The sequence below is a fragment of the Pseudomonas sp. 9.2(2024) genome (assembly GCF_039695385.1).
Classification (GTDB): Bacteria; Pseudomonadota; Gammaproteobacteria; order Pseudomonadales; family Pseudomonadaceae; genus Aquipseudomonas; species Aquipseudomonas paraglycinae.
The window spans coordinates 5,187,603-5,206,171 of record NZ_CP155585.1 but is presented as its reverse complement, the minus strand read 5'-3'; the positions used below and the strand labels follow the sequence as shown (position 1 = coordinate 5,206,171).

The 18,569-nt window shown below is 59.7% G+C and carries 21 protein-coding genes; 11 read left to right on the top strand and 10 right to left on the bottom strand.

Annotated features, from left to right (window positions below):
* The first annotated feature begins 243 nt into the window (after positions 1 to 243).
* The gene (locus ABFB52_RS23395; protein WP_007953203.1) at positions 244 to 870 is read left to right on the top strand and encodes a response regulator transcription factor; all 627 of its coding nucleotides are present in this window, start codon (positions 244 to 246) and stop codon (positions 868 to 870) included.
* 88 nt (positions 871 to 958) lie between these two features.
* Here ABFB52_RS23395 and ABFB52_RS23390 read toward each other — a convergent pair whose 3' ends face one another.
* From ABFB52_RS23390 to metG, 8 genes are all read right to left on the bottom strand, one after another.
* A complete protein-coding gene (locus ABFB52_RS23390) occupies positions 959 to 1,138 on the bottom strand; it encodes a hypothetical protein (protein WP_007953204.1) in 180 nt (59 codons plus the stop codon).
* A 107-nt stretch (positions 1,139 to 1,245) separates the two neighbouring features.
* The gene (gene nth / locus ABFB52_RS23385) at positions 1,246 to 1,884 is read right to left on the bottom strand and encodes an endonuclease III (protein WP_007953205.1); all 639 of its coding nucleotides are present in this window, start codon (positions 1,882 to 1,884) and stop codon (positions 1,246 to 1,248) included.
* A complete protein-coding gene (locus ABFB52_RS23380; RefSeq protein WP_085745273.1) occupies positions 1,881 to 2,462 on the bottom strand; it encodes an Rnf-Nqr domain containing protein in 582 nt (193 codons plus the stop codon). Before ABFB52_RS23380 ends, nth begins: the two co-directional genes overlap by 4 nt.
* Positions 2,459 to 3,064 carry an RnfABCDGE type electron transport complex subunit G gene (locus ABFB52_RS23375; protein WP_085745272.1) on the bottom strand — a complete coding sequence of 202 codons (606 nt, stop codon included), beginning with the start codon at positions 3,062 to 3,064 and terminating at the stop codon, positions 2,459 to 2,461. The genes ABFB52_RS23380 and ABFB52_RS23375 overlap by 4 nt, the downstream gene beginning before the upstream one ends.
* Positions 3,061 to 4,044, bottom strand: a complete 984-nt coding sequence (locus tag ABFB52_RS23370) for an RnfABCDGE type electron transport complex subunit D (protein WP_102718070.1) — start codon at positions 4,042 to 4,044, stop codon at positions 3,061 to 3,063. Before ABFB52_RS23370 ends, ABFB52_RS23375 begins: the two co-directional genes overlap by 4 nt.
* Positions 4,031 to 5,245, bottom strand: coding sequence for an electron transport complex subunit RsxB (rsxB, locus tag ABFB52_RS23365; protein WP_129973292.1), 1,215 nt, complete (start codon positions 5,243 to 5,245; stop codon positions 4,031 to 4,033). Before rsxB ends, ABFB52_RS23370 begins: the two co-directional genes overlap by 14 nt.
* The gene (locus ABFB52_RS23360) at positions 5,242 to 5,811 is read right to left on the bottom strand and encodes an Rnf-Nqr domain containing protein (protein WP_102687208.1); all 570 of its coding nucleotides are present in this window, start codon (positions 5,809 to 5,811) and stop codon (positions 5,242 to 5,244) included. Before ABFB52_RS23360 ends, rsxB begins: the two co-directional genes overlap by 4 nt.
* A 130-nt stretch (positions 5,812 to 5,941) precedes the next feature.
* Positions 5,942 to 7,993 (bottom strand): methionine--tRNA ligase, encoded by a 2,052-nt coding sequence (metG, locus tag ABFB52_RS23355; RefSeq protein ID WP_129973293.1) that lies wholly within the window; start codon positions 7,991 to 7,993, stop codon positions 5,942 to 5,944.
* Between the two features lie 155 nt (positions 7,994 to 8,148).
* Between metG and apbC the strand changes: the two genes are divergently transcribed.
* The gene (gene apbC, locus ABFB52_RS23350) at positions 8,149 to 9,243 is read left to right on the top strand and encodes an iron-sulfur cluster carrier protein ApbC (protein WP_085745267.1); all 1,095 of its coding nucleotides are present in this window, start codon (positions 8,149 to 8,151) and stop codon (positions 9,241 to 9,243) included.
* Positions 9,244 to 9,311: 68 nt separating this feature from the next.
* Here the strand turns inward: apbC and ABFB52_RS23345 are convergent, their stop codons facing one another.
* Entirely contained in the window at positions 9,312 to 10,070 is a 759-nt protein-coding gene (locus ABFB52_RS23345; protein WP_102718067.1) for an SDR family oxidoreductase, read from the bottom strand.
* Positions 10,071 to 10,230: 160 nt separating this feature from the next.
* Here ABFB52_RS23345 and ABFB52_RS23340 point away from each other — a divergent pair, with 160 nt between their 5' ends.
* From ABFB52_RS23340 to groL, 4 genes are all read left to right on the top strand, one after another.
* Entirely contained in the window at positions 10,231 to 10,962 is a 732-nt protein-coding gene (locus ABFB52_RS23340; protein WP_085745266.1) for a HugZ family protein, read from the top strand.
* Positions 10,963 to 11,027: 65 nt separating this feature from the next.
* Positions 11,028 to 11,504 (top strand): FxsA family protein, encoded by a 477-nt coding sequence (locus ABFB52_RS23335; RefSeq protein WP_007953217.1) that lies wholly within the window; start codon positions 11,028 to 11,030, stop codon positions 11,502 to 11,504.
* A 259-nt stretch (positions 11,505 to 11,763) separates the two neighbouring features.
* Complete coding sequence (locus tag ABFB52_RS23330; RefSeq protein WP_011335724.1) at positions 11,764 to 12,057, top strand: co-chaperone GroES; 294 nt, start codon at positions 11,764 to 11,766, stop codon at positions 12,055 to 12,057.
* A gap of 51 nt (positions 12,058 to 12,108) precedes the next feature.
* A complete protein-coding gene (gene groL / locus ABFB52_RS23325) occupies positions 12,109 to 13,755 on the top strand; it encodes a chaperonin GroEL (RefSeq protein ID WP_007953220.1) in 1,647 nt (548 codons plus the stop codon).
* Positions 13,756 to 13,829: 74 nt separating this feature from the next.
* Here groL and ABFB52_RS23320 read toward each other — a convergent pair whose 3' ends face one another.
* Entirely contained in the window at positions 13,830 to 14,573 is a 744-nt protein-coding gene (locus tag ABFB52_RS23320) for a phosphatase PAP2 family protein (protein ID WP_102687212.1), read from the bottom strand.
* A 218-nt stretch (positions 14,574 to 14,791) separates the two neighbouring features.
* Between ABFB52_RS23320 and colR the strand changes: the two genes are divergently transcribed.
* The 5 genes from colR (at position 14,792) to ABFB52_RS23295 (ending at position 18,518) form a co-directional block, all read left to right on the top strand.
* Entirely contained in the window at positions 14,792 to 15,475 is a 684-nt protein-coding gene (gene colR / locus ABFB52_RS23315) for a two-component system response regulator ColR (RefSeq protein ID WP_007953224.1), read from the top strand.
* The gene (locus tag ABFB52_RS23310) at positions 15,465 to 16,739 is read left to right on the top strand and encodes a HAMP domain-containing sensor histidine kinase (RefSeq protein ID WP_085745264.1); all 1,275 of its coding nucleotides are present in this window, start codon (positions 15,465 to 15,467) and stop codon (positions 16,737 to 16,739) included. The genes colR and ABFB52_RS23310 overlap by 11 nt, the downstream gene beginning before the upstream one ends.
* A 162-nt stretch (positions 16,740 to 16,901) precedes the next feature.
* Positions 16,902 to 17,570, top strand: coding sequence for a class I SAM-dependent methyltransferase (locus ABFB52_RS23305; RefSeq protein WP_085745263.1), 669 nt, complete (start codon positions 16,902 to 16,904; stop codon positions 17,568 to 17,570).
* Between the two features lie 4 nt (positions 17,571 to 17,574).
* The gene (locus ABFB52_RS23300; RefSeq protein WP_102718066.1) at positions 17,575 to 18,288 is read left to right on the top strand and encodes a lipopolysaccharide kinase InaA family protein; all 714 of its coding nucleotides are present in this window, start codon (positions 17,575 to 17,577) and stop codon (positions 18,286 to 18,288) included.
* A gap of 2 nt (positions 18,289 to 18,290) precedes the next feature.
* A complete protein-coding gene (locus ABFB52_RS23295) occupies positions 18,291 to 18,518 on the top strand; it encodes a hypothetical protein (protein WP_011335717.1) in 228 nt (75 codons plus the stop codon).
* The last annotated feature ends 51 nt before the right edge of the window (positions 18,519 to 18,569 follow it).

The following is an 18,569-nucleotide window of genomic DNA, read 5'->3' as shown; positions in this document are numbered from 1 at the left end:
AATAACTCGTGTTTTTTCCTTTTTGGATTTGCGGGCGCTCCCTTAAGCAGGGTGGCAGGCGTTCGTCGTACTGAAAATAGTTTATGTTTTTGTGTGGGTGAGTCATTTCTGTAGGAATAGTCTTTATTGGCTGTAGGAGGCGTCTCTCGCTACCCGTGTAGAGGAACTTCTCTATGCCATGTAGGAAATGACTACGTTATTGTGCCGGTTCTAAAAATTCGAACAGCGAAACTGGACTTGCCCATGAATAAAGTGCTGATCGTGGATGATCACCCCGTCATTCGTCTTGCGGTACGTATGCTGATGGAACGTCATGGCTACGAAGTCATTGCAGAAACCGATAATGGCGTAGATGCGTTACAACTGGCTCGTGACCAGATGCCGGATATCGTCATTCTGGATATCGGCATACCGAAACTGGATGGACTGGAAGTCATCGCGCGCCTTACAACAAGTGCAATGCCGTTGAAAGTGCTCGTGCTGACGTCCCAGTCACCGGGACACTTCTCCATGCGATGCATGCAGTCGGGTGCGGCGGGATATGTTTGCAAGCAACAGGATCTGACGGAGTTGCTGAGTGCAATCAAGGCGGTACTGTCTGGATACAGCTATTTTCCGAACCAGGCGTTGCACACCGTGCGAACCAGCCTGGGAAATGCCAGCGAGGCGGACATGGTTGATCGCCTGTCCGGGCGCGAGATGATGGTGTTGCAGCAATTGGCGCGCGGCAAGACCAACAAGGAGATTGCCGACGGAATGTTCCTCAGCAACAAGACCGTGAGTACCTACAAGACTCGGTTGTTATTGAAACTCAATGCGCGCTCGTTGGTGGATCTGATTGAACTGGCGCAACGAAACGGCCTTGTCTGAGCGTTTCAGTGGCTGACGGATCATGGGCGGATCGGAATCAGCGTGTGACATAAAGAGAAAAGCCTCCGTTTCAGGAGGCTTTCAAATGTCAGAGATCAAAATCGTAATCGGCCAATTGCTTCTGCAGTCGGCGCTCCTCGAGCAGGTTGTCGATGGTTCGGCGTTTGCTCAAGTTGGTCTTGGCGACTTCAACCACAGGTTCGGCATCATCGGCCTCCGTGGCGATAAAATCGTCATCCGCTTCTAATTGCTCTTTGCTGGTGCTCATAAGGTCGACTCCAGGCTAAGACTGCCTTTGGCGCTCCTTATATCGATATTCCAGCAGATGGTAAAAAAGATTTTTTCAATCGATAAATCAATAAAACCCATAGCCGCTCAATCGTCGGAAGTTTTGTGCTTGTAATCGCACAGATCTTCGATCCGACAGCTGCCGCAACGGGGTTTGCGCGCCAGACACACGTAGCGTCCGTGAAGAATGAGCCAGTGGTGCGAGTCGAGCAGGTATTCCTTTGGCACAAATTTCATCAGCTTCTTTTCCACCTCGACCACATTTTTACCCGGTGCAATCCCGGTGCGGTTGCTGACCCGGAAAATGTGGGTGTCCACCGCCATGGTCAACTGGCGGAACGCGGTGTTTAGCACCACGTTGGCGGTCTTGCGGCCAACGCCGGGCAAGGCTTCCAGTTCTTCGCGCGTCTGCGGGACTTCGCCATTGTGCAACTCGACCAGCAGGCGGCAGGTCTCGATCACGTTTTTGGCCTTGCTGTTGTAGAGGCCGATAGTCTTGATGTACTCGGACAACCCTTCGACGCCCAAGGCGTGAATGGCTGCCGGCGTGTTCGCCACCGGGAACAGCTTGGCCGTCGCCTTGTTTACCCCGACGTCCGTTGATTGCGCGGACAGAATCACCGCGATCAACAGTTCGAAAGGCGACGAGTAGGCCAGTTCGGTCTTGGGTTCGGGGTTGTCCTCGTGAAGCCTGCGGAAGATCTCCAGACGTTTTGCGGCATTCATGGGTGATGCGTTTCCTCGGGTAGGTCGGAGGGGCGAGCCCAGGCCTGACGGGCGGCCAGTAACAGTCCAAGCAATATGAAGGCGCCGGGCGCCAGCGTCGCGAAATGCAGGCCGTCGCCGAACAGAATCAAACCTTGCCAGTGTTCCGACAAATGATGGCCGATGCTGCCCTGACCGATCAGCTCACGCAACACCGCGAGCACAATCATCAGTGCGGCAAACAGGCCGCACAGTTTCAGTCGATTACGGACAGACCGGCGAAAAAATCCATTGTGCTCCAGCACGACGCACTGCAAGCCGATCAGCCCGGCATAAAGACTGATCAGTTGATGCCACTGCAGCGCACCGCGTTGCAGAACAATATCGGCGCTGCCGGCCAGGGTCGCGGCCAGTACCAGGCTGACCGGCAACAGGCTCTCGTTGCTCAGGCGCGAGCGCAGCGGTGCCATGCACAAACCGTAAATGCCCACGACAACCGCAAATATCAACAGAGTCGCCAGCGCGCCCGCCACAGAGTCGGTGGCACCGATCAACAACACCAGCATCATTGAGTTCGCCAGAGTCGCTGACGTATTCATGGCGTGCTCCCGAGCAGGGTCGTCCGGTGTTCATCAAAGTAACGCAGGGCATCGTGGATGGCATTGATGGCCGCGCGAGAGGTAATGGTTGCGCCCGCGATCTGGTCGAATTGCCCCTGATCCTTCTTCAAGGCCCATCCGGCGTCCGTCGGTTGGTTGCTCGATTTTCCGCTAAAGGTCTGAAGCCAGCTATTTGGCCAGTCGCCGATATGTCCACCCAGCGAAGGTGTTTCGTTTTGCTCGAGGGTTTTTACACCGAGCAATCGGCCGTTAGCGTCGATGGCAATCAGCAACTCGATATTGCCGGCATAACCTTGGGCCTGGCTGCGCAACAGGACTGCCACGGGTTGGCCGCCTTTGCTCGCCCGATAACCGCCCAGCAACAGACTGTGGCTCAGGTTGATGTCGGTCAGCGCCAGAGGTTGTTCAAGCGGCTGATTGTCGTAAGCGTCGACCGGCAGCACGTCCAACAGCTTGCGACTTTCAAGCAGACGCTGTTCGGCGGCGATCTGAGGTGCGTTGCTGCGTTGCACCAACCACGTCACGCCGATGCCCAACGCAGTAATCAACGCCAGTGTGATCAGGCTGTTCGTCCGGTTCATGGCGCCACCTGCGCCTGACGGGCCATCGCGAAGCGCTCCAGCGCCGGCACGCACAGGTTCATCAACAGCACCGCAAACGCAACGCCATCGGGGTAACCGCCCCAGGTGCGAATCACGTAAGTCAGCAACCCCACGCCGACACCGAACAGCAGGCGGGCGAGCGGACTTTTTGCCCCCGACACCGGTTCAGTGACGATGAAAAATGCCCCCAGCATCGTCGCGCCGCTCAGCAGGTGAAACAGTGGCGAGCCGTGGGAGTCGGATCCCGAACCGTTCCAGCACAGCAGGCTGATCACGAACAGGCTGGCGAGCATGCCGACCGGCGCGTGCCAGCCAAACACTCGACGCTGCAACAAAAACAGTCCACCGGCGAGGAACGCCAGGTTCACCCATTCAACGCCGTGCCCGCCAAAGCGCCCGAATGCCGGATTGCCGGCAAACAGTTCGTCCATGGTCAGGCTTTTATTGATGCGCAGACTGTCCAGCGCGGTGGCCTGAACCCAGGCATCCGGTTGCGCGCCCAGATTGAACACCTGGCCAAAAGCCGCCGCCAGATCCATGCCATGGCCTGGCCAGTGGGTCATCGGCTGAGGAAACATCACCATGGCCAGCGCGAAGCCGAGCATGGCCGGATTGAACGGGTTTCGGCCCACACCACCGTACAGATGTTTGCCCAGCAGCAGGCCCGAGGCGATCGCCGTGACCGTCAGCCACCACGGGCAATAGGGCGGCAGCGCGATCGCCAGCAGCGTGGCGCTGACCACTGCGCTGCCATCGGTCAAGGTAGCCTGCAGAGGTTGCCGACGCAGATGAGTCACGGCAGCTTCAACGCCCAAGGCCGTGACAACGGACAGGATCAGGTTGATCAGCACGCCCCAACCGTAAAACCAGAACAACGCCAGCCATCCCGGCAATGTCGCCAGTAAAACCAGCTTCATTGCCTGTTGCAGGCGCTCGTCTCCGGTTTCAATGGATGACATGGGCTTTTACCTGCTGCTCTGCTTCTTGCAGGCGGGCGCGGGCCTTTTCGAGGATATCGGCGGGCGTGCCGTCGCGCCGTTGCAGTTTGTTCAGGTCGGCGCGAGCGTAGGCCAATTCGGTTTTCAGTTTACGAAGGTGGTCGTCGATCGGACGTTTCTCGACACGCACAAGCTCGGGCGCCGGTTGATCGCTTGCCGCTTCGGCGTTGTGCAACGCCTGTTCGGCGTCACGCAGCGCTTGCTCCAGTAAGGCGATCTCGGCTGGCGGGGCTACTGCGGTTTGCGCCTTTTTCAGCTCGGCGCGGCGCATCGCCAACTGGATTTTCGCCCGCTTCAGATCGGCGTCCTTTGCCGGGGCGGCCACGACCGGCGCAGGTGCCGCGCTGTTTTCCAGCTTCGCCAGTGCCTGTTCGGCCGCCTCGAACTGCTGTTGCAGGAGGATCAGTTGCGATTGCTGATCGAAGGTCGGCGGATGACCGAACGCCTTGAGCGACTTGTTCAATTGCGCCCGGCTCATGGCCACGTCGATCTTGGCTTTTTTCAGCGCGGCATCGGCGGTCGCGGCCTTTTGCGCGCGCACCCGTTCCAGCGCCGCCTGCACCGGATCGAGCGTGGTGGCGGCGACTTCGACCTGTGCCGCGCGCTGTGCCCGGGCCTCGCGCTCGGCCTGCTTCTGCTGTTCTTCGCGTTGCAGGCGAGCATTGCGCCGTTCAAAGCGTTGTCGGGCGTGATCGCGTTTGGCCGCGCGGGCCTGTTGTTCTTCAAGGCTGGCGGCCAGACCGCCTACCACCGGCAGTGTGCCCAAAGGCAGCGGGTGCATCTCGATGCAATCGACCGGGCAGGGCGCCACGCACAGATCGCAACCGGTGCATTCGTCGATGATGACGGTGTGCATCAGCTTCGCTGCGCCGACAATGGCGTCGATCGGGCAGGCCTGAATGCACTTGGTGCAGCCGATGCATTCGGCTTCGCGGATGTAGGCCACTTGCGGCGGCGCCGAACCACGACTGATGTCCAGCTCCAGCACCGGGATTTTCAACAGTTCGGCCAGCGCCGCGATGGTTTCGTCGCCACCCGGCGGGCACTTGTTGATCGGCTCGCCGTCGGCAATGCCTTCAGCGTAGGGTTTGCATCCGGGATGGCCGCACTTGCCGCATTGGGTCTGCGGCAGCAGGGCATCGATGCGTTGAATCAGACTCATGTTTTGATCAGTCCACTGAATCCGAGAAAAGCCACGGCCATCAGTCCGGCGCCGATCAACAGGATCGGCAGGCCACGAAAGGGCAGGGGAATATCGTTGTCGGCCGTGCGCTCACGCAAATCGCTGAACAGGCTCAACACCAGCCAGAAACCCAGACCGGCGCCAAGGCTCAGCGCTGTCGCATGAAACAGGCCTTTGTCCGCTTGCGCGTTGATCAGCGTCAGCCCCAGCACACCGGCATTGCCCAGCAGCAGCGGCCACAAACCGTCGAACGGCATATCGGGTCGCCAACGCGTCAGCAACTTCAGCAACGGCGTGATCAGCAGGACGCTCAGCGGCAGGAATACAAACAGCCGCAGGAATTCCAGTTGCAACGGCACCAGTAGCCAATGCCAGATCGCATAACCCGCCACGCCGACAATCAGCATCAGGCACAACGTTGCCAGCCCCAGCGCATGTACCTGACGGCGTTCGCCGGCCAGCAGCGGATCGACGCCCAGCGGCCAGTGCAACACAAAGTTGTTGATCAGCGCAGCACTGAAGAGCGTAAGCACGAGTTCGGTCATGGTTCTGCCGGTGGCAACGGGGGGTGTCACTTAAGGTTAGGCATTATCCGGCAGCCGTGGAGGGCGGGCCAGATATGAAAAATCCCACAGGCGCACGGAGCACGCCTGTGGGATCTGTCAGGGCAGAACCTTACTTGATGCGCTGACCCGGCTTGGCGCCGCTATCCGGGCTCAGCAGGTAGATTTCTTCACCGCCAGGGCCGGCCGCCATCACCATGCCTTCGGAGATGCCGAACTTCATTTTCCGTGGCTTGAGGTTGGCGATCATCATGGTCAGGCGACCGTCGAGCTTGGACGGATCCGGGTAGGCGCTCTTGATCCCCGAGAACACGTTGCGTTGCTCGTCACCGATGTCGAGGGTCAGACGCAGCAGCTTGTCCGCGCCTTCGACGTGTTCGGCCTTGACGATCAGCGCCACACGCAGGTCGACGGCGGCAAAGGTGTCGAAGTCGATTTCCGGCGACAGCGGATCCTTGGCCAGTTCGCCGTTGCCGACAGGCGCGGCGGCGCCGGTGTCGGTCTGGCTGGCGGTCAGGTCTTCTTTCGAGGCGTCGGTCATGGCTTGCACTTTTACCGGGTCGATGCGGGTCATCAACGGTTTGAATTCGTTCAGCTGGTGGTTGGCCAGCAGGGTGGTGTGGTCGTTCCAGGTCAGCGGGGCGACGTTGAGGAACGCCTCGGCATCGGCAGCCAGCACTGGCAACACCGGTTTGAGGAAGATCACCAGCTGGCGGAACAGATTGATCGCCGTGGCGCAGACCGCCTGGACTTCATCCTGCTTGCCTTCCTGCTTGTTCAGCGACCATGGCGCCTTGTCGGCGATCCAGGCATTGGCGCGGTCGGCCAACGCCATGGTTTCGCGCATGGCACGGGCGAAGTCGCGGGCCTCATAGGCGTCGGCGATGCTCGGCGCAGCGGCCAGGAACGCTTCGGTCAGTTCCGGCGCGGCGTTGGTGTCCACCAGCAGACCGGCGTTGCCCTTCTGGATGAAACCGGCGCAACGGCTGGCGATGTTGACGACTTTGCCGACCAGGTCGGAGTTGACCTTCTGCACGAAGTCTTCGAGGTTCAGGTCGAGGTCGTCCACGCCACGGCCCAGCTTGGCCGCGTAGTAGTAGCGCAGGTATTCCGGCGACAGGTGATCCAGGTAGGTACGGGCCTTGATGAAGGTGCCGCGGGACTTGGACATCTTCTGACCGTTGACGGTCAGGTAGCCGTGCACGTTGATCCCGGTCGGCTTGCGGAAACCCGCGCCTTCGAGCATCGCCGGCCAGAACAGGGCGTGGAAGTTGACGATGTCCTTGCCGATGAAGTGATACAGCTCGGCGGTGGAATCCTTGCCCCAGAACGCGTCGAAGTCCAGCTCCGGCGTGCGGTTGCAGAGGTTCTTGAAGCTGGCCATGTAGCCGATCGGCGCGTCCAGCCACACATAGAAGTACTTGCCTGGCTCGCCCGGGATCTCGAAGCCGAAGTACGGTGCATCGCGGGAGATGTCCCACTGTTGCAGGCCGGCGTCCAGCCATTCGGCGATCTTGTTGGCCACGGCGTCTTGCAGGGTGCCGCTGCGGGTCCAGGCCTGCAGCATTTCCTGGAAGTCCGGCAGCTTGAAGAAGAAGTGCTGGGAATCCTTGAGCACCGGGGTGGCGCCGGAGATTGCCGACTTCGGATCCTTCAGGTCGGTCGGTGCGTAGGTTGCACCGCATTTTTCGCAGTTGTCGCCGTACTGGTCTTCGGTGCCGCATTTCGGACAGGTGCCCTTGATGAAGCGGTCGGCCAGGAACATTTTCTTTTCCGGGTCGAAATACTGGGTGATCGAACGTTGGGCGATGTGCCCGGCGTCACGCAGCTTCAGGTAGATCTGGCTCGAAAGCTCACGGTTTTCTTCGGCATGAGTGGAGTGGAAGTTGTCGAAGTCCACCAGGAACTCGGCAAAGTCGGCGCTGTGTTCGGCCTGGACGTTGGCGATCAGTTGTTCTGGGGTGATGCCTTCCTTTTCCGCGCGCAGCATGATCGCCGAACCGTGGGCGTCGTCGGCGCAGACATAAATGCACTGATTGCCACGATGCTTCTGGAAGCGCACCCACATATCGGTCTGGATGTATTCCAGCATATGGCCAAGGTGGATCGAACCGTTGGCGTAGGGCAGGGCGCTGGTGACGAGAATCTTGCGTGGTTCGGACATGTGGGGCTTCGCTACTTGATGAAACGGAGGTCGGCCACTATAAAGCGCCGGGAAAGATATTTCACCTCTGCAAATCGTTGCCGGGCATGCCGTCCGGAGGACAGAAGGGGTAGGATACCCGCCATCTTTTCCCAGTCTTGTTATCGGAGTTGCCCATGAGTGCCGTCACTCGCGCAGCGGTGGAAGCCGTCCTCAGCCAATACACCGACCCTTACCTGAACCAGGATCCGGTCAGCGCCGGTTGCGTGCGCAACATCGAAATCACCGGCGATCGCGTCAGCGTGCAACTGGAAATCGGTTATGCCGCCGGTCTGTTCAAGAGCGGCTGGGCGCAATTGCTGCAACTGGCCATCGAAAATCTCGACGGCGTGGTGTCGGCCAAGGTTGAAGTCAACAGCGTGATCGCCGCGCACAAGGCCCAGGCACAGATCCCAGGGCTGGCCAACGTCAAGAACGTGGTCGCCGTGGCATCGGGCAAGGGCGGTGTGGGCAAATCCACCACCGCCGCCAACCTGGCGCTGGCGCTGGCTCGCGAAGGTGCGAAGGTCGGGATTCTCGACGCCGATATCTACGGCCCGAGTCAGGGCATCATGTTCGGCATTCCCGAGGGCACCCGACCGCAGATCAAGGATCAGAAGTGGTTCGTGCCGTTGCAGGCCCATGGCGTGGAAGTGATGTCGATGGCGTTCCTGACCGACGACAACACGCCGATGGTCTGGCGCGGGCCGATGGTCTCCGGCGCGCTGCTGCAGCTGGTCACGCAAACCGCTTGGGGCGACCTGGATTATCTGGTGATCGACATGCCGCCAGGCACCGGCGACATCCAGCTGACCCTGGCGCAGAAAGTCCCGGTGGCCGGTGCTGTGATTGTCACGACACCGCAGGATCTGGCGCTGCTGGACGCGCGTAAAGGCGTGGAGATGTTCCGCAAGGTCAACATTCCGGTGCTGGGCGTGGTGGAAAACATGGCCGTGCACATCTGCTCGAACTGCGGACACGCCGAGCATCTGTTCGGTGAGGGCGGTGGCGAGAAGCTGGCGACCCAGTTCGGCGTCGAGCTGCTGGCTTCGTTGCCGCTGTCGATGCTGATCCGCGAACAGGCCGATGGCGGCAAGCCAACGGTGATTTCCGAGCCGGACAGCCAGATCGCCATGGTTTACCAGGAGCTGGCCCGCCACGTCGGCGCGCGGATCGTGTTGCAGGAAGCGGCTTCGCCGGCGATGCCGAACATCACCATCAGCGACGATTGATGGCTGTGGTTTAAACAAAAACGCCCCGGTGCCTGTGCACCGGGGCGTTTTTCATTACGCGACAGAGGTCAGATGCGCAACCCGCCATCCATCTCCAGAATCCGGCCGGTGTAGTAGTCGTTCTCGAAGATGTACGCCGCCGAGTGGGCGATTTCTTCCGGCTTGCCCATGCGCTTGAGCGGAATGCCCGAGGTCATTTTCTCCAGCGCTTCGGGTTTCATGCCCAGGGTCATTTCGGTTTCGATGAAGCCCGGTGCAATGCCCGCCACGCGAATGCCGTAGCGCGCCAGTTCCTTGGCCCAGGTCACGGTCGCTGCCGCCACACCGGCCTTGGCGGCGGAGTAGTTGGTCTGGCCGACGTTGCCCGCGCGGGAGATCGACGAGATGTTGATGATCGCGCCGCTGTTCTTCATCTCGACCATTTTCGCCGCCACTTCACGGGTGCAGAGGAACACGCCGGTCAGGTTGACGTCGATCACCGCCTGCCACTGGGCCAGGCTCATCTTGGTCATCTCGCCGTCCTTGACCTTGAGCAGCAGGCCGTCGCGCAGGATCCCTGCGTTGTTGATCAGGCCGTGGATCGCGCCAAAGTCTTCGGCGACCTGGGCAACCATGTGCGTCACCTGCTCTTCGTTGGCGACGTTGCACAGGTAGCTGCGCGCCTCGACACCCTTGGCCTTGCAGGTCGCAACCGCGTCGTCGAGTTTTTCCTGGTTCAGGTCGACCAGCGCCAGCTTCGCGCCCTTGCCCGCGAAATACTCGGCCATCGAGCGGCCCAAGCCTTGGCAACCGCCAGTGATAATGATTACTTTGTCGTTGAGTTGCATTCGCATGCCCCCGAGAGCAGGTCAGAGTGGTCCTTACAGGTAGCCTCTCGATCTGCACCGGCCAGCAGCCTGTTGCACATGAGAACTGCCCGATGGCGAGTGGGACAAAACCCATGCGCCTGTCCGTTTTGTCGACGGATTCTATTTAAGGAGTCATAAATTGAGCGTTGAAGCGGCTAAGAATGCCCGAGAATTGCTTCTCAAGGAATACCGTGGCGTGCTGTCGACCCACTCCAAATCAATGCCCGGTTTTCCATTCGGCTCTGTGGTTCCCTACTGCCTGGACGACCAGGGCCGGCCGCTGATCCTGATCAGCCGCATCGCCCAGCACACTCACAATCTGCAGAAAGATCCGAAATGTTCGCTGCTGGTGGGCGAGCGCGAGGCTGACGATGTGCAAGCCGTTGGTCGCCTGACCTATCTGGCCGAGGCGGAAAAACTCGAAGACGCTGCCGCCATCGAAGCCGCCGCCGAGCGTTACTACCGCTATTTCCCCGATTCGCAGAATTACCACAAGGCCCACGATTTCGATTTCTGGGTGCTCAATCCGGTGCGCCATCGCTACATCGGCGGTTTTGGCGCGATCCACTGGGTCGATCACCTGACCCTGGCCAACCCGTTCGCCGGCAAGGCCGAAATCAGCATGGTCGAGCACATGAACAGTGACCACGCCAAGGCCATCGCCCATTACGTCGACCTCGCCGGTCTGCCGAAAACCGTACCGGCGCAACTGGCCGGGATCGACACCGAAGGCATGCACCTGCGCATCGGTCAGGCGCTGTACTGGCTGCCGTTTCAAGCGCCTTGTCATACGCCGATACAAGTGCGCGAGGCCTTGGTTTCTCTGGCTCACGCCGAGGTCTGGCCAAAAAATGCGGTGGCCGACGCTTGAATTCACGAAAGGGCGACGTCATCTAAGGCTTACTGCAAGGCATTTCTTGCGTTGAGGAAACTTTGATGCGCCCTTTTTTGTTGCTCTTTCTGCTGTTCCCGGTGTTGGAGCTGTTCGTATTCGTCAAAGTGGCAGGATCGATCGGATTTTTCCCGGCCCTGCTGCTGATCATTCTCGGCTCGATGTTCGGCGTGTTTGTGCTGCGCGTCGCCGGGCTGGCCACCGCACTGCGTGCCCGTGAAAGCCTGAACCGCGGCGAACTGCCTGCGCAAACCATGCTGGAAGGCCTGATGCTGGCCCTGGCCGGTGGTCTGTTGATCCTGCCGGGCTTTATCAGCGACGTGGTCGGTCTGGTGCTGCTGTTGCCGTTCAGTCGTCGACTGGTCGCCAACAAGATGCGCCAGCGTGCCGAAGAACAGGCCATGCGCCAGCGAGCGTTCGCCGATGACCTGCAACCTCGCGGCGGTCCTGCACCGCGCCAGCCTCTTGGCCGCGAAGGTGATGTGATCGAAGGCGAATTCGAACACCGCGACACCAAGTAACTTCTACGTCGACACGGCACCTTCGGGTGCCGTGTTCGTTTGTGGGGCGAATTCATGCAATGTGCGTGAAAATTTTTTAGCCCCCGCCCTTGTAATAAGCTTATGCGCCCTTATGTATCGGTCACCGAAAGGTTTCCGGTATTTGAACCGGACAGACTTCCGCGGTTCGCTCGACGAGCCGCAACCGGCGCAGGCCGGATTCGTTAAACCCGCCGGGACTACACCGGCCGATGAAAACCACAATTAGGAGAGATCGACAATGAAGCTTCGTCCTCTGCATGACCGCGTCGTCATCCGTCGCAGCGAAGAAGAAAAGAAAACCGCTGGCGGTATCGTCCTGCCAGGTTCGGCTGCTGAAAAAGCCAACCACGGTGAGATTCTGGCTGTAGGCCCGGGCAAGGCACTGGAAAGCGGTGAAGTGCGCGCACTGTCCGTGAAGGTAGGCGACAAGGTTGTGTTCGGTCCGTACTCCGGCAGCAACACTGTGAAAGTCGACGGCGAAGACCTGCTGGTAATGAGCGAGAACGAAATCCTCGCCGTTATCGAAGGCTGATTACCCCCGTTCATTTTCCCGCTACTACAAAGTATTTAAGGAATATCGATCATGGCTGCTAAAGAAGTTAAATTCGGCGATTCCGCCCGCAAGAAAATGCTGGTTGGCGTAAACGTCCTGGCTGACGCGGTAAAAGCGACCCTGGGCCCGAAAGGCCGTAACGTGATTCTCGAGAAGAGCTTCGGCGCTCCGACCATCACCAAGGACGGCGTTTCCGTCGCCAAGGAAATCGAACTCGAAGACCGTTTCGAAAACATGGGCGCGCAGCTGGTCAAAGACGTTGCCTCCCGTGCCAACGATGACGCTGGTGACGGTACTACCACCGCTACCGTTCTGGCTCAGTCGATCGTCAACGAAGGCCTGAAAGCCGTCGCTGCCGGCATGAACCCGATGGACCTGAAGCGCGGTATCGACAAAGCGACCATCGCGATCGTCAAAGAACTGAAAGCCCTGTCCAAGCCATGCGCCGACACCAAGGCTATCGCTCAGGTAGGCACCATCTCCGCCAACTCCGACAACTCCATCGGCGACATCATTGCCGAAGCCATGGAAAAAGTCGGTAAAGAAGGCGTGATCACCGTTGAAGAAGGCTCGGGCCTGGAAAACGAACTGTCGGTTGTAGAAGGCATGCAGTTCGACCGTGGCTACCTGTCCCCGTACTTCGTCAACAAGCCGGACACCATGGTTGCCGAGCTGGAAGGCGCGCTGATCCTGCTGGTCGACAAGAAGATCTCGAACATCCGCGAAATGCTGCCAGTGCTGGAAGCCGTTGCCAAAGCCGGCCGTCCACTGCTGATCGTTGCCGAAGACGTTGAAGGCGAAGCCCTGGCGACTCTGGTCGTGAACAACATGCGTGGCATCGTTAAAGTCGCAGCCGTCAAGGCTCCAGGCTTCGGCGACCGTCGCAAGGCCATGCTGCAGGACATCGCTGTTCTGACCGGCGGTACCGTTATCTCCGAAGAGATCGGCCTGAGCCTGGAAAGCACCACCCTGGAACACCTGGGTAGCGCCAAGCGCGTGACCCTGTCCAAGGAAAACACCATCATCGTTGACGGTGCTGGCGTTCAAGGCGACATCGAAGCCCGTATCGCTCAGATCCGTGCCCAGGTTGCCGAGACTTCCTCGGACTACGACCGTGAAAAACTGCAAGAGCGTCTGGCCAAGCTGTCCGGCGGCGTTGCAGTGATCAAGGTTGGCGCCGGTTCCGAAGTTGAAATGAAAGAGAAGAAAGCCCGCGTTGAAGACGCCCTGCACGCAACCCGCGCAGCCGTTGAAGAAGGCGTGGTACCTGGCGGTGGCGTTGCGCTGATCCGCGCTCTGGAAGCCCTGACCGAACTGAAAGGCGACAACGCTGACCAGAACGTCGGTATCGCTGTACTGCGCCGCGCTGTTGAAGCGCCGCTGCGCCAGATCGTTGCCAACTCCGGCGACGAGCCAAGCGTGGTTGTCGACAAGGTCAAGAACGGCGAAGGCAGCTTCGGCTACAACGCTGCTACCGGCGAATACGGCGACATGATCGAAATGGGCATCCTGGACCCAACCAAGGTCACCCGTTCGGCTCTGCAAGCTGCAGCCTCCATCGGCGGTCTGATCCTGACCACCGAAGCTGCTGTTGCTGACGCACCGAAGAAAGAAGGTGCAGCTGGCGGCGGTATGCCAGACATGGGCGGCATGGGTGGCATGGGCGGCATGATGTAAGCCAGCCTCACCCTGTAACGAAAAACCCCGTCTGCGAAAGCAGACGGGGTTTTTTATTGCCCGCGTTTCAGGGGTCAGGCGTTGGCGGGTTGTGCCAACGTCGTGGCCTGGTTCTTGGCTGCCGGGCGATACAGAATCCAGTAATACGAACCCAGACAGATCAGCCAGCAGAAGATCGCCGTCCACACGTTGTGGGAGAAGAAGTGCGCACCCTGCATCATCCGGCTGATCGAAAACACCGAACCCAGCGCAAAGGCAAAGATGAATGCCTGACGGGCCAGCCGCGGGCGGCGGTCACGCAGCACGAAGAACAGCGCAAACAAGGTGAAACCGGTGGCCGCATGACCACCCGGCCAGCAACGACCGGGCTTGTCGGTCGGCGGGCGATGATCCAGCAGTTTGCTGTAGGTTTCGTGGCCACCGAACTGTTCGAGGCTCCATGGGCATTGCACCGCCGTCACGGCTTTCACCGGCGTGACAAACGAGGTGGCCAGACCCAGCGACAACACCAGGCAACCCAGTTCACGCTTGAATGGTTTGAGCCGTTCGATGAAAAAAGCACCGATGAACCCGAGGATGGATAACACCGAAAAGGCGATCACCACTTGTTTGGCGCGGTCGTGGAGGATGTCTTCGAGAAAGTAACTGTGGCGGCCGATGAAGTCGCCCGCGACCGGATCGTAAAACAGCCGGGCCAGATCCATGTCCAGGTCGGTCAGCTCCAGCAACACCAGAATGACCGCCGCGACGGCGGGAATGCCCAGGCAAAGCCATACATTCAAAGGCCTTGAAGCAGGGCGGGCAGAGATCGAAACCATGGCAATTCCTTCATCGGTAAGGTCTTCAAAGAAGCACAACCGTGTGAGTCTGCGCCCGGTTCTGTCGGCGATTTGTCGGTCGCTCGTGAAAAACTCGTCAAGTCCGGCGATCCGTGCAATTAAGTCAAATCAACCCACTCGGTGCCTAGCCGTGAGCCACACTTGGCCGTAAGCTGCGCGGGCCAAGACGGCCGCTACTGTGTACGTAGGAGGTGCCCATGCGAATTCTATTGGTCGAAGACAACCGCGATATCCTGGCCAATCTGGCCGATTACCTGGGGCTCAAAGGCTATACCGTCGATTGCGCCCAGGACGGTCTGTCGGGCCTGCATCTGGCCGCCACCGAGCATTACGACCTGATCGTGCTCGACATCATGCTGCCAGGCATCGACGGCTACACCCTGTGCAAGCGCCTGCGCGAAGACGCCCGTCGCGATACGCCGGTAATCATGCTCACCGCTCGCGATCAGCTCGATGACCGCTTGCAGGGCTTCAAGTCCGGAGCCGACGATTATCTGGTCAAGCCGTTCGCGCTGTCGGAACTGGCGGCGCGGGTCGAAGCGGTGATGCGTCGCACCCAGGGCGGCGGTCGTCGGGCCCTGCAGGTCGGCGATCTGAGCTACGACCTCGATACCCTAGAAGTGACCCGCGAAGGCAAACTGCTCAAGCTCAATCCGGTCGGCCTCAAACTGCTGGCGGTGCTGATGCAAAAGAGCCCGCATGTTTTGCGTCGGGAAATTCTCGAAGAAGCGCTGTGGGGCGATGACTGTCCGGACAGCGACAGCCTGCGCAGCCATGTCCACCAATTGCGCCAGGTGATCGACAAACCATTCGCCAAGCCACTGCTGCACACCGTGCACGGCGTGGGTTACCGCCTGGCCGAGGGCCGCGATGGAGTTTAAGCAAAGCCTTGCCCAGCGGATCATCATCGCCTTTGCGCTGATGAGTGCGCTGGTGGCCGGGGCGTTTGCCATGGGCATCGTCGCGACCGTGCACCTGGTCGAGGAAAAACTGATTTCCGCCGGGTTGGGCGGGGATCTGCAACGCCTGCTGCTGATGGACAACGTCTCGGACTGGAGCCATCGGCCGGAGCCGGATCAACTGTTCTACTTCAGCGGCGGGCCGGGCGACTTCGAGCTGCCCAAGGACCTGCGACACCTGGATTCGGGGTTCCATGAAGTCTTTCGCGAGCAGCTGTCGTACCACGCGATGGTCGAGGTGGTCGACGGTCGCCGCTACGTGCTGCTGCAGGATCAAAGCGATTTTGAAGAACGCGAGCGCGTGCTGTTCGCCGTGGTACTGGTGGGCTTCGTGCTCAGTCTGGCGCTGGCGGTGTTCCTTGGCTGGGTGCTGGCGCGCAAAGTGATGGCCCCGGTGGTGCGTCTTGCCCGCCAGGTGCGCCATCGCGACCAGTTGCTCGGGCTGGCACCTCCACTGGCGCCGGACTATGCGGCTGACGAGGTGGGCGAACTGGCAGTGGCGTTCGATGCCACGCTTGGGCGCCTGCGTCAGGCGCTGACGCGGGAGCGCCTGTTCACCAGCGACGTCAGCCACGAATTGCGTACACCGCTGATGGTATTGGCCAGCTCCTGTGAACTGCTGCTGGAAAATCCGGGCATCGATCAGCGCGGCAAGGCCCAGGTTCAGCGCATTGCGCGGGCCAGTGAAGAGATGCGTGAGCTGGTGCAGACCTTCCTGATGCTCGCTCGCGCCCAGCGTGAAGACGCAGGCGCGGCGCCCCAGCATAACCTCTCGCAAGTGGCCGACAGTTTGCTTTGCCTGTGGCGAGAACCCATCGAATCCAAGGGCTTGCAGCTGATTTTCGAGCCGGGCAATCCGCCCGACACCTGTTATAACGCGACGCTGCTCAATGCGGTGATGGGCAACTTGCTGCGCAATGCCTTGCACTACACCGAGCAGGGGTTCATTCGCCTGACGCTCAACGAGAACGGTTTCGTGGTCGAGGATTCGGGCGTAGGCATTCCCGAGGAAAAACGCGAGGCGATGTTCCAGCCTTTTGTACGCGGAAACGAAAAACGCGGCGAAGGGCTGGGGTTGGGTCTTTCACTGGTTCAACGCATCTGCGAGAACCAGGGCTGGAGCGTCACGTTGAGCACGATGGAGCCCAATGGCTGCCGTTTCGAGGTCGATCTGGGCAAGCGCTGAAGATCAGCCGGTCGACGAGGGTACTCCCGCCAACCTGTCTAATTCCTGTATAACCTTGAAATAGATTGCCGATTTACATGACGTTTTTTTCACAAAGGGATGACCTGACGCTGACACGCCGCTGCTTAAGGTGGCGTCATCAGTAATTCAGGAGTCCTGGTGATGGCCGGCCCGATCAAGCTCGATTTTTCCGAAAAGTACGACGATAAACATGCGCAGAAATACCTGCGCAAGCACCAGGACGGTCTGGGACGTCGTTTGTCCAACTGGCGGGATCAGCAGATGGCCCGCAAGGCGCTGACCCTGGTCGGTGAGCCGGGGCTGGTACTCGACCTGCCGTGCGGTGCGGGGCGTTTCTGGCCGATGCTCGCGGAAAAACCCAACCGGGTGATCATCGGTGCGGACAATTCCGAGTCGATGATCAAGACCGCCATGCAGGCACAACCGGCGGATGTGGTGAAACGGGTACAACCCTTGCACACATCTGCGTTCGACATTGCCTTGCCCGATAACGCCGTCGACAGCATTTTTTGCATGCGACTGCTGCATCACATCGGCGAAGCCGAGCACCGCCGGGCGATTCTGCGCGAATTCGAGCGCGTCACTCGCGACAGCGTGATCATTTCGCTGTGGGTCGACGGCAATTTCAAGTCCTGGAAACGCAAGCGCGCCGAGCGCACGCGTGGGCAGGAAGGTTACCAGAACCGGTTTGTGTTACCGGCCGCTACAGTTGAAAAGGAATTTGAAGACGCGGGGTTCCGGATCCAGGAACAACTGGACTTTATTCCGCTCTATGCCATGTGGCGAGTCTACGTATTACGCAAGAGGTAACAGGATGGCAGTGCAATTTGCAGCAGAAGCGGAAGTCGCTCCCGAGGATCGCTTCGACTACTACTGGAACCAGCGTGGCGAATGGGTGGAAGAACCCAATGTGCGCCGTGGTGGCGAAAGTGGTGTGCAACGGGTCATGGGGCGCGATGGCCAGCTGCTGTATGCCAAACGCCAGACCGGACATATCTATCGCAGCTGGCAGCACCCGTTCGGCCGACCGACCGTATTGCGTGAGCTCGATGCGCTGACGGGCGTTGCCAAGCTCGGCGTTCGAGTCCCCGAAATCGTGTTCTGCGGTGCCCAGCCCGATTCGCAATTCAAATGGCGAGCGCTGTTGGTGACCAAATCCCTCGATGGCTTTCAGGAGCTTGAGCATTGGGAAGCCGGCGGCGGTCGCGAGCAATATGGCGAAGCTGTCTATGAGCGCGTGCTCAAGGATCTCGCCGAAAATCTCGCGCGCATGCACAAGGGCCGTTGGCAGCACAGCTGCATCTACATCAAGCACGTATTTGTGCGGGTGACGGGCGAAGGTGAGTCGGTCAAGGTCGAAGTCGCCCTGATCGATCTGGAAAAGTGCCGTCAGCGATTGACCGCTTATCGCGCAGCCGCCCATGACATGAAGCAATTGCGTCGCCACTCGTCGTTCAGCGCGACGGACTGGAAAAAACTCGTCTACTTTTATGAGACGGCGTTTGGCAGCGCTATCAAAGGTTTATAGCGATGAAACTAGAAATTGCACGAGGTTTGTTTCTAGTAGGAGCCTTGGCAGTTGCATCATTGGCGGTGGCGGCCTGGGAACAGCCACGCATGCAGGTGATCGGCGCCTCGGCGAGCGATCCGCATTGCCCGATGCCACGGGTGGCGAAAGCCGCCGTGGCCACTCAGCCGGACCATGATCTGTTGCTGTTCATGTTCGGACTTTCTCAAGGGATGAGGCCGCAGAGTTGAATCGATTGAAATCTCTTTCTAGAAGAGCCGAAGGCCTCGCTGATGCGAGGC

Excerpts from the sequence above, each read along its gene's own strand:
- colR (WP_007953224.1), top strand. The coding sequence starts at position 14,792 with ATGCGAATTCTATTGGTCGAAGACAACCGCGATATCCTGGCCAATCTG.
- ABFB52_RS23310 (WP_085745264.1), top strand. The coding sequence starts at position 15,465 with ATGGAGTTTAAGCAAAGCCTTGCCCAGCGGATCATCATCGCCTTTGCG.
- ABFB52_RS23320 (WP_102687212.1), bottom strand. The coding sequence starts at position 14,573 with ATGGTTTCGATCTCTGCCCGCCCTGCTTCAAGGCCTTTGAATGTATGG.
- ABFB52_RS23345 (WP_102718067.1), bottom strand. The coding sequence starts at position 10,070 with ATGCAACTCAACGACAAAGTAATCATTATCACTGGCGGTTGCCAAGGC.
- apbC (WP_085745267.1), top strand. The coding sequence starts at position 8,149 with ATGAGTGCCGTCACTCGCGCAGCGGTGGAAGCCGTCCTCAGCCAATAC.
- ABFB52_RS23380 (WP_085745273.1), bottom strand. The coding sequence starts at position 2,462 with ATGAATACGTCAGCGACTCTGGCGAACTCAATGATGCTGGTGTTGTTG.
- nth (WP_007953205.1), bottom strand. The coding sequence starts at position 1,884 with ATGAATGCCGCAAAACGTCTGGAGATCTTCCGCAGGCTTCACGAGGAC.
- ABFB52_RS23360 (WP_102687208.1), bottom strand. The coding sequence starts at position 5,811 with ATGACCGAACTCGTGCTTACGCTCTTCAGTGCTGCGCTGATCAACAAC.
- ABFB52_RS23375 (WP_085745272.1), bottom strand. The coding sequence starts at position 3,064 with ATGAACCGGACGAACAGCCTGATCACACTGGCGTTGATTACTGCGTTG.
- ABFB52_RS23330 (WP_011335724.1), top strand. The coding sequence starts at position 11,764 with ATGAAGCTTCGTCCTCTGCATGACCGCGTCGTCATCCGTCGCAGCGAA.
- ABFB52_RS23335 (WP_007953217.1), top strand. The coding sequence starts at position 11,028 with ATGCGCCCTTTTTTGTTGCTCTTTCTGCTGTTCCCGGTGTTGGAGCTG.
- ABFB52_RS23390 (WP_007953204.1), bottom strand. The coding sequence starts at position 1,138 with ATGAGCACCAGCAAAGAGCAATTAGAAGCGGATGACGATTTTATCGCC.
- ABFB52_RS23305 (WP_085745263.1), top strand. The coding sequence starts at position 16,902 with ATGGCCGGCCCGATCAAGCTCGATTTTTCCGAAAAGTACGACGATAAA.
- groL (WP_007953220.1), top strand. The coding sequence starts at position 12,109 with ATGGCTGCTAAAGAAGTTAAATTCGGCGATTCCGCCCGCAAGAAAATG.
- ABFB52_RS23370 (WP_102718070.1), bottom strand. The coding sequence starts at position 4,044 with ATGTCATCCATTGAAACCGGAGACGAGCGCCTGCAACAGGCAATGAAG.
- rsxB (WP_129973292.1), bottom strand. The coding sequence starts at position 5,245 with ATGAGTCTGATTCAACGCATCGATGCCCTGCTGCCGCAGACCCAATGC.
- ABFB52_RS23395 (WP_007953203.1), top strand. The coding sequence starts at position 244 with ATGAATAAAGTGCTGATCGTGGATGATCACCCCGTCATTCGTCTTGCG.
- ABFB52_RS23300 (WP_102718066.1), top strand. The coding sequence starts at position 17,575 with ATGGCAGTGCAATTTGCAGCAGAAGCGGAAGTCGCTCCCGAGGATCGC.
- metG (WP_129973293.1), bottom strand. The coding sequence starts at position 7,993 with ATGTCCGAACCACGCAAGATTCTCGTCACCAGCGCCCTGCCCTACGCC.
- ABFB52_RS23295 (WP_011335717.1), top strand. The coding sequence starts at position 18,291 with ATGAAACTAGAAATTGCACGAGGTTTGTTTCTAGTAGGAGCCTTGGCA.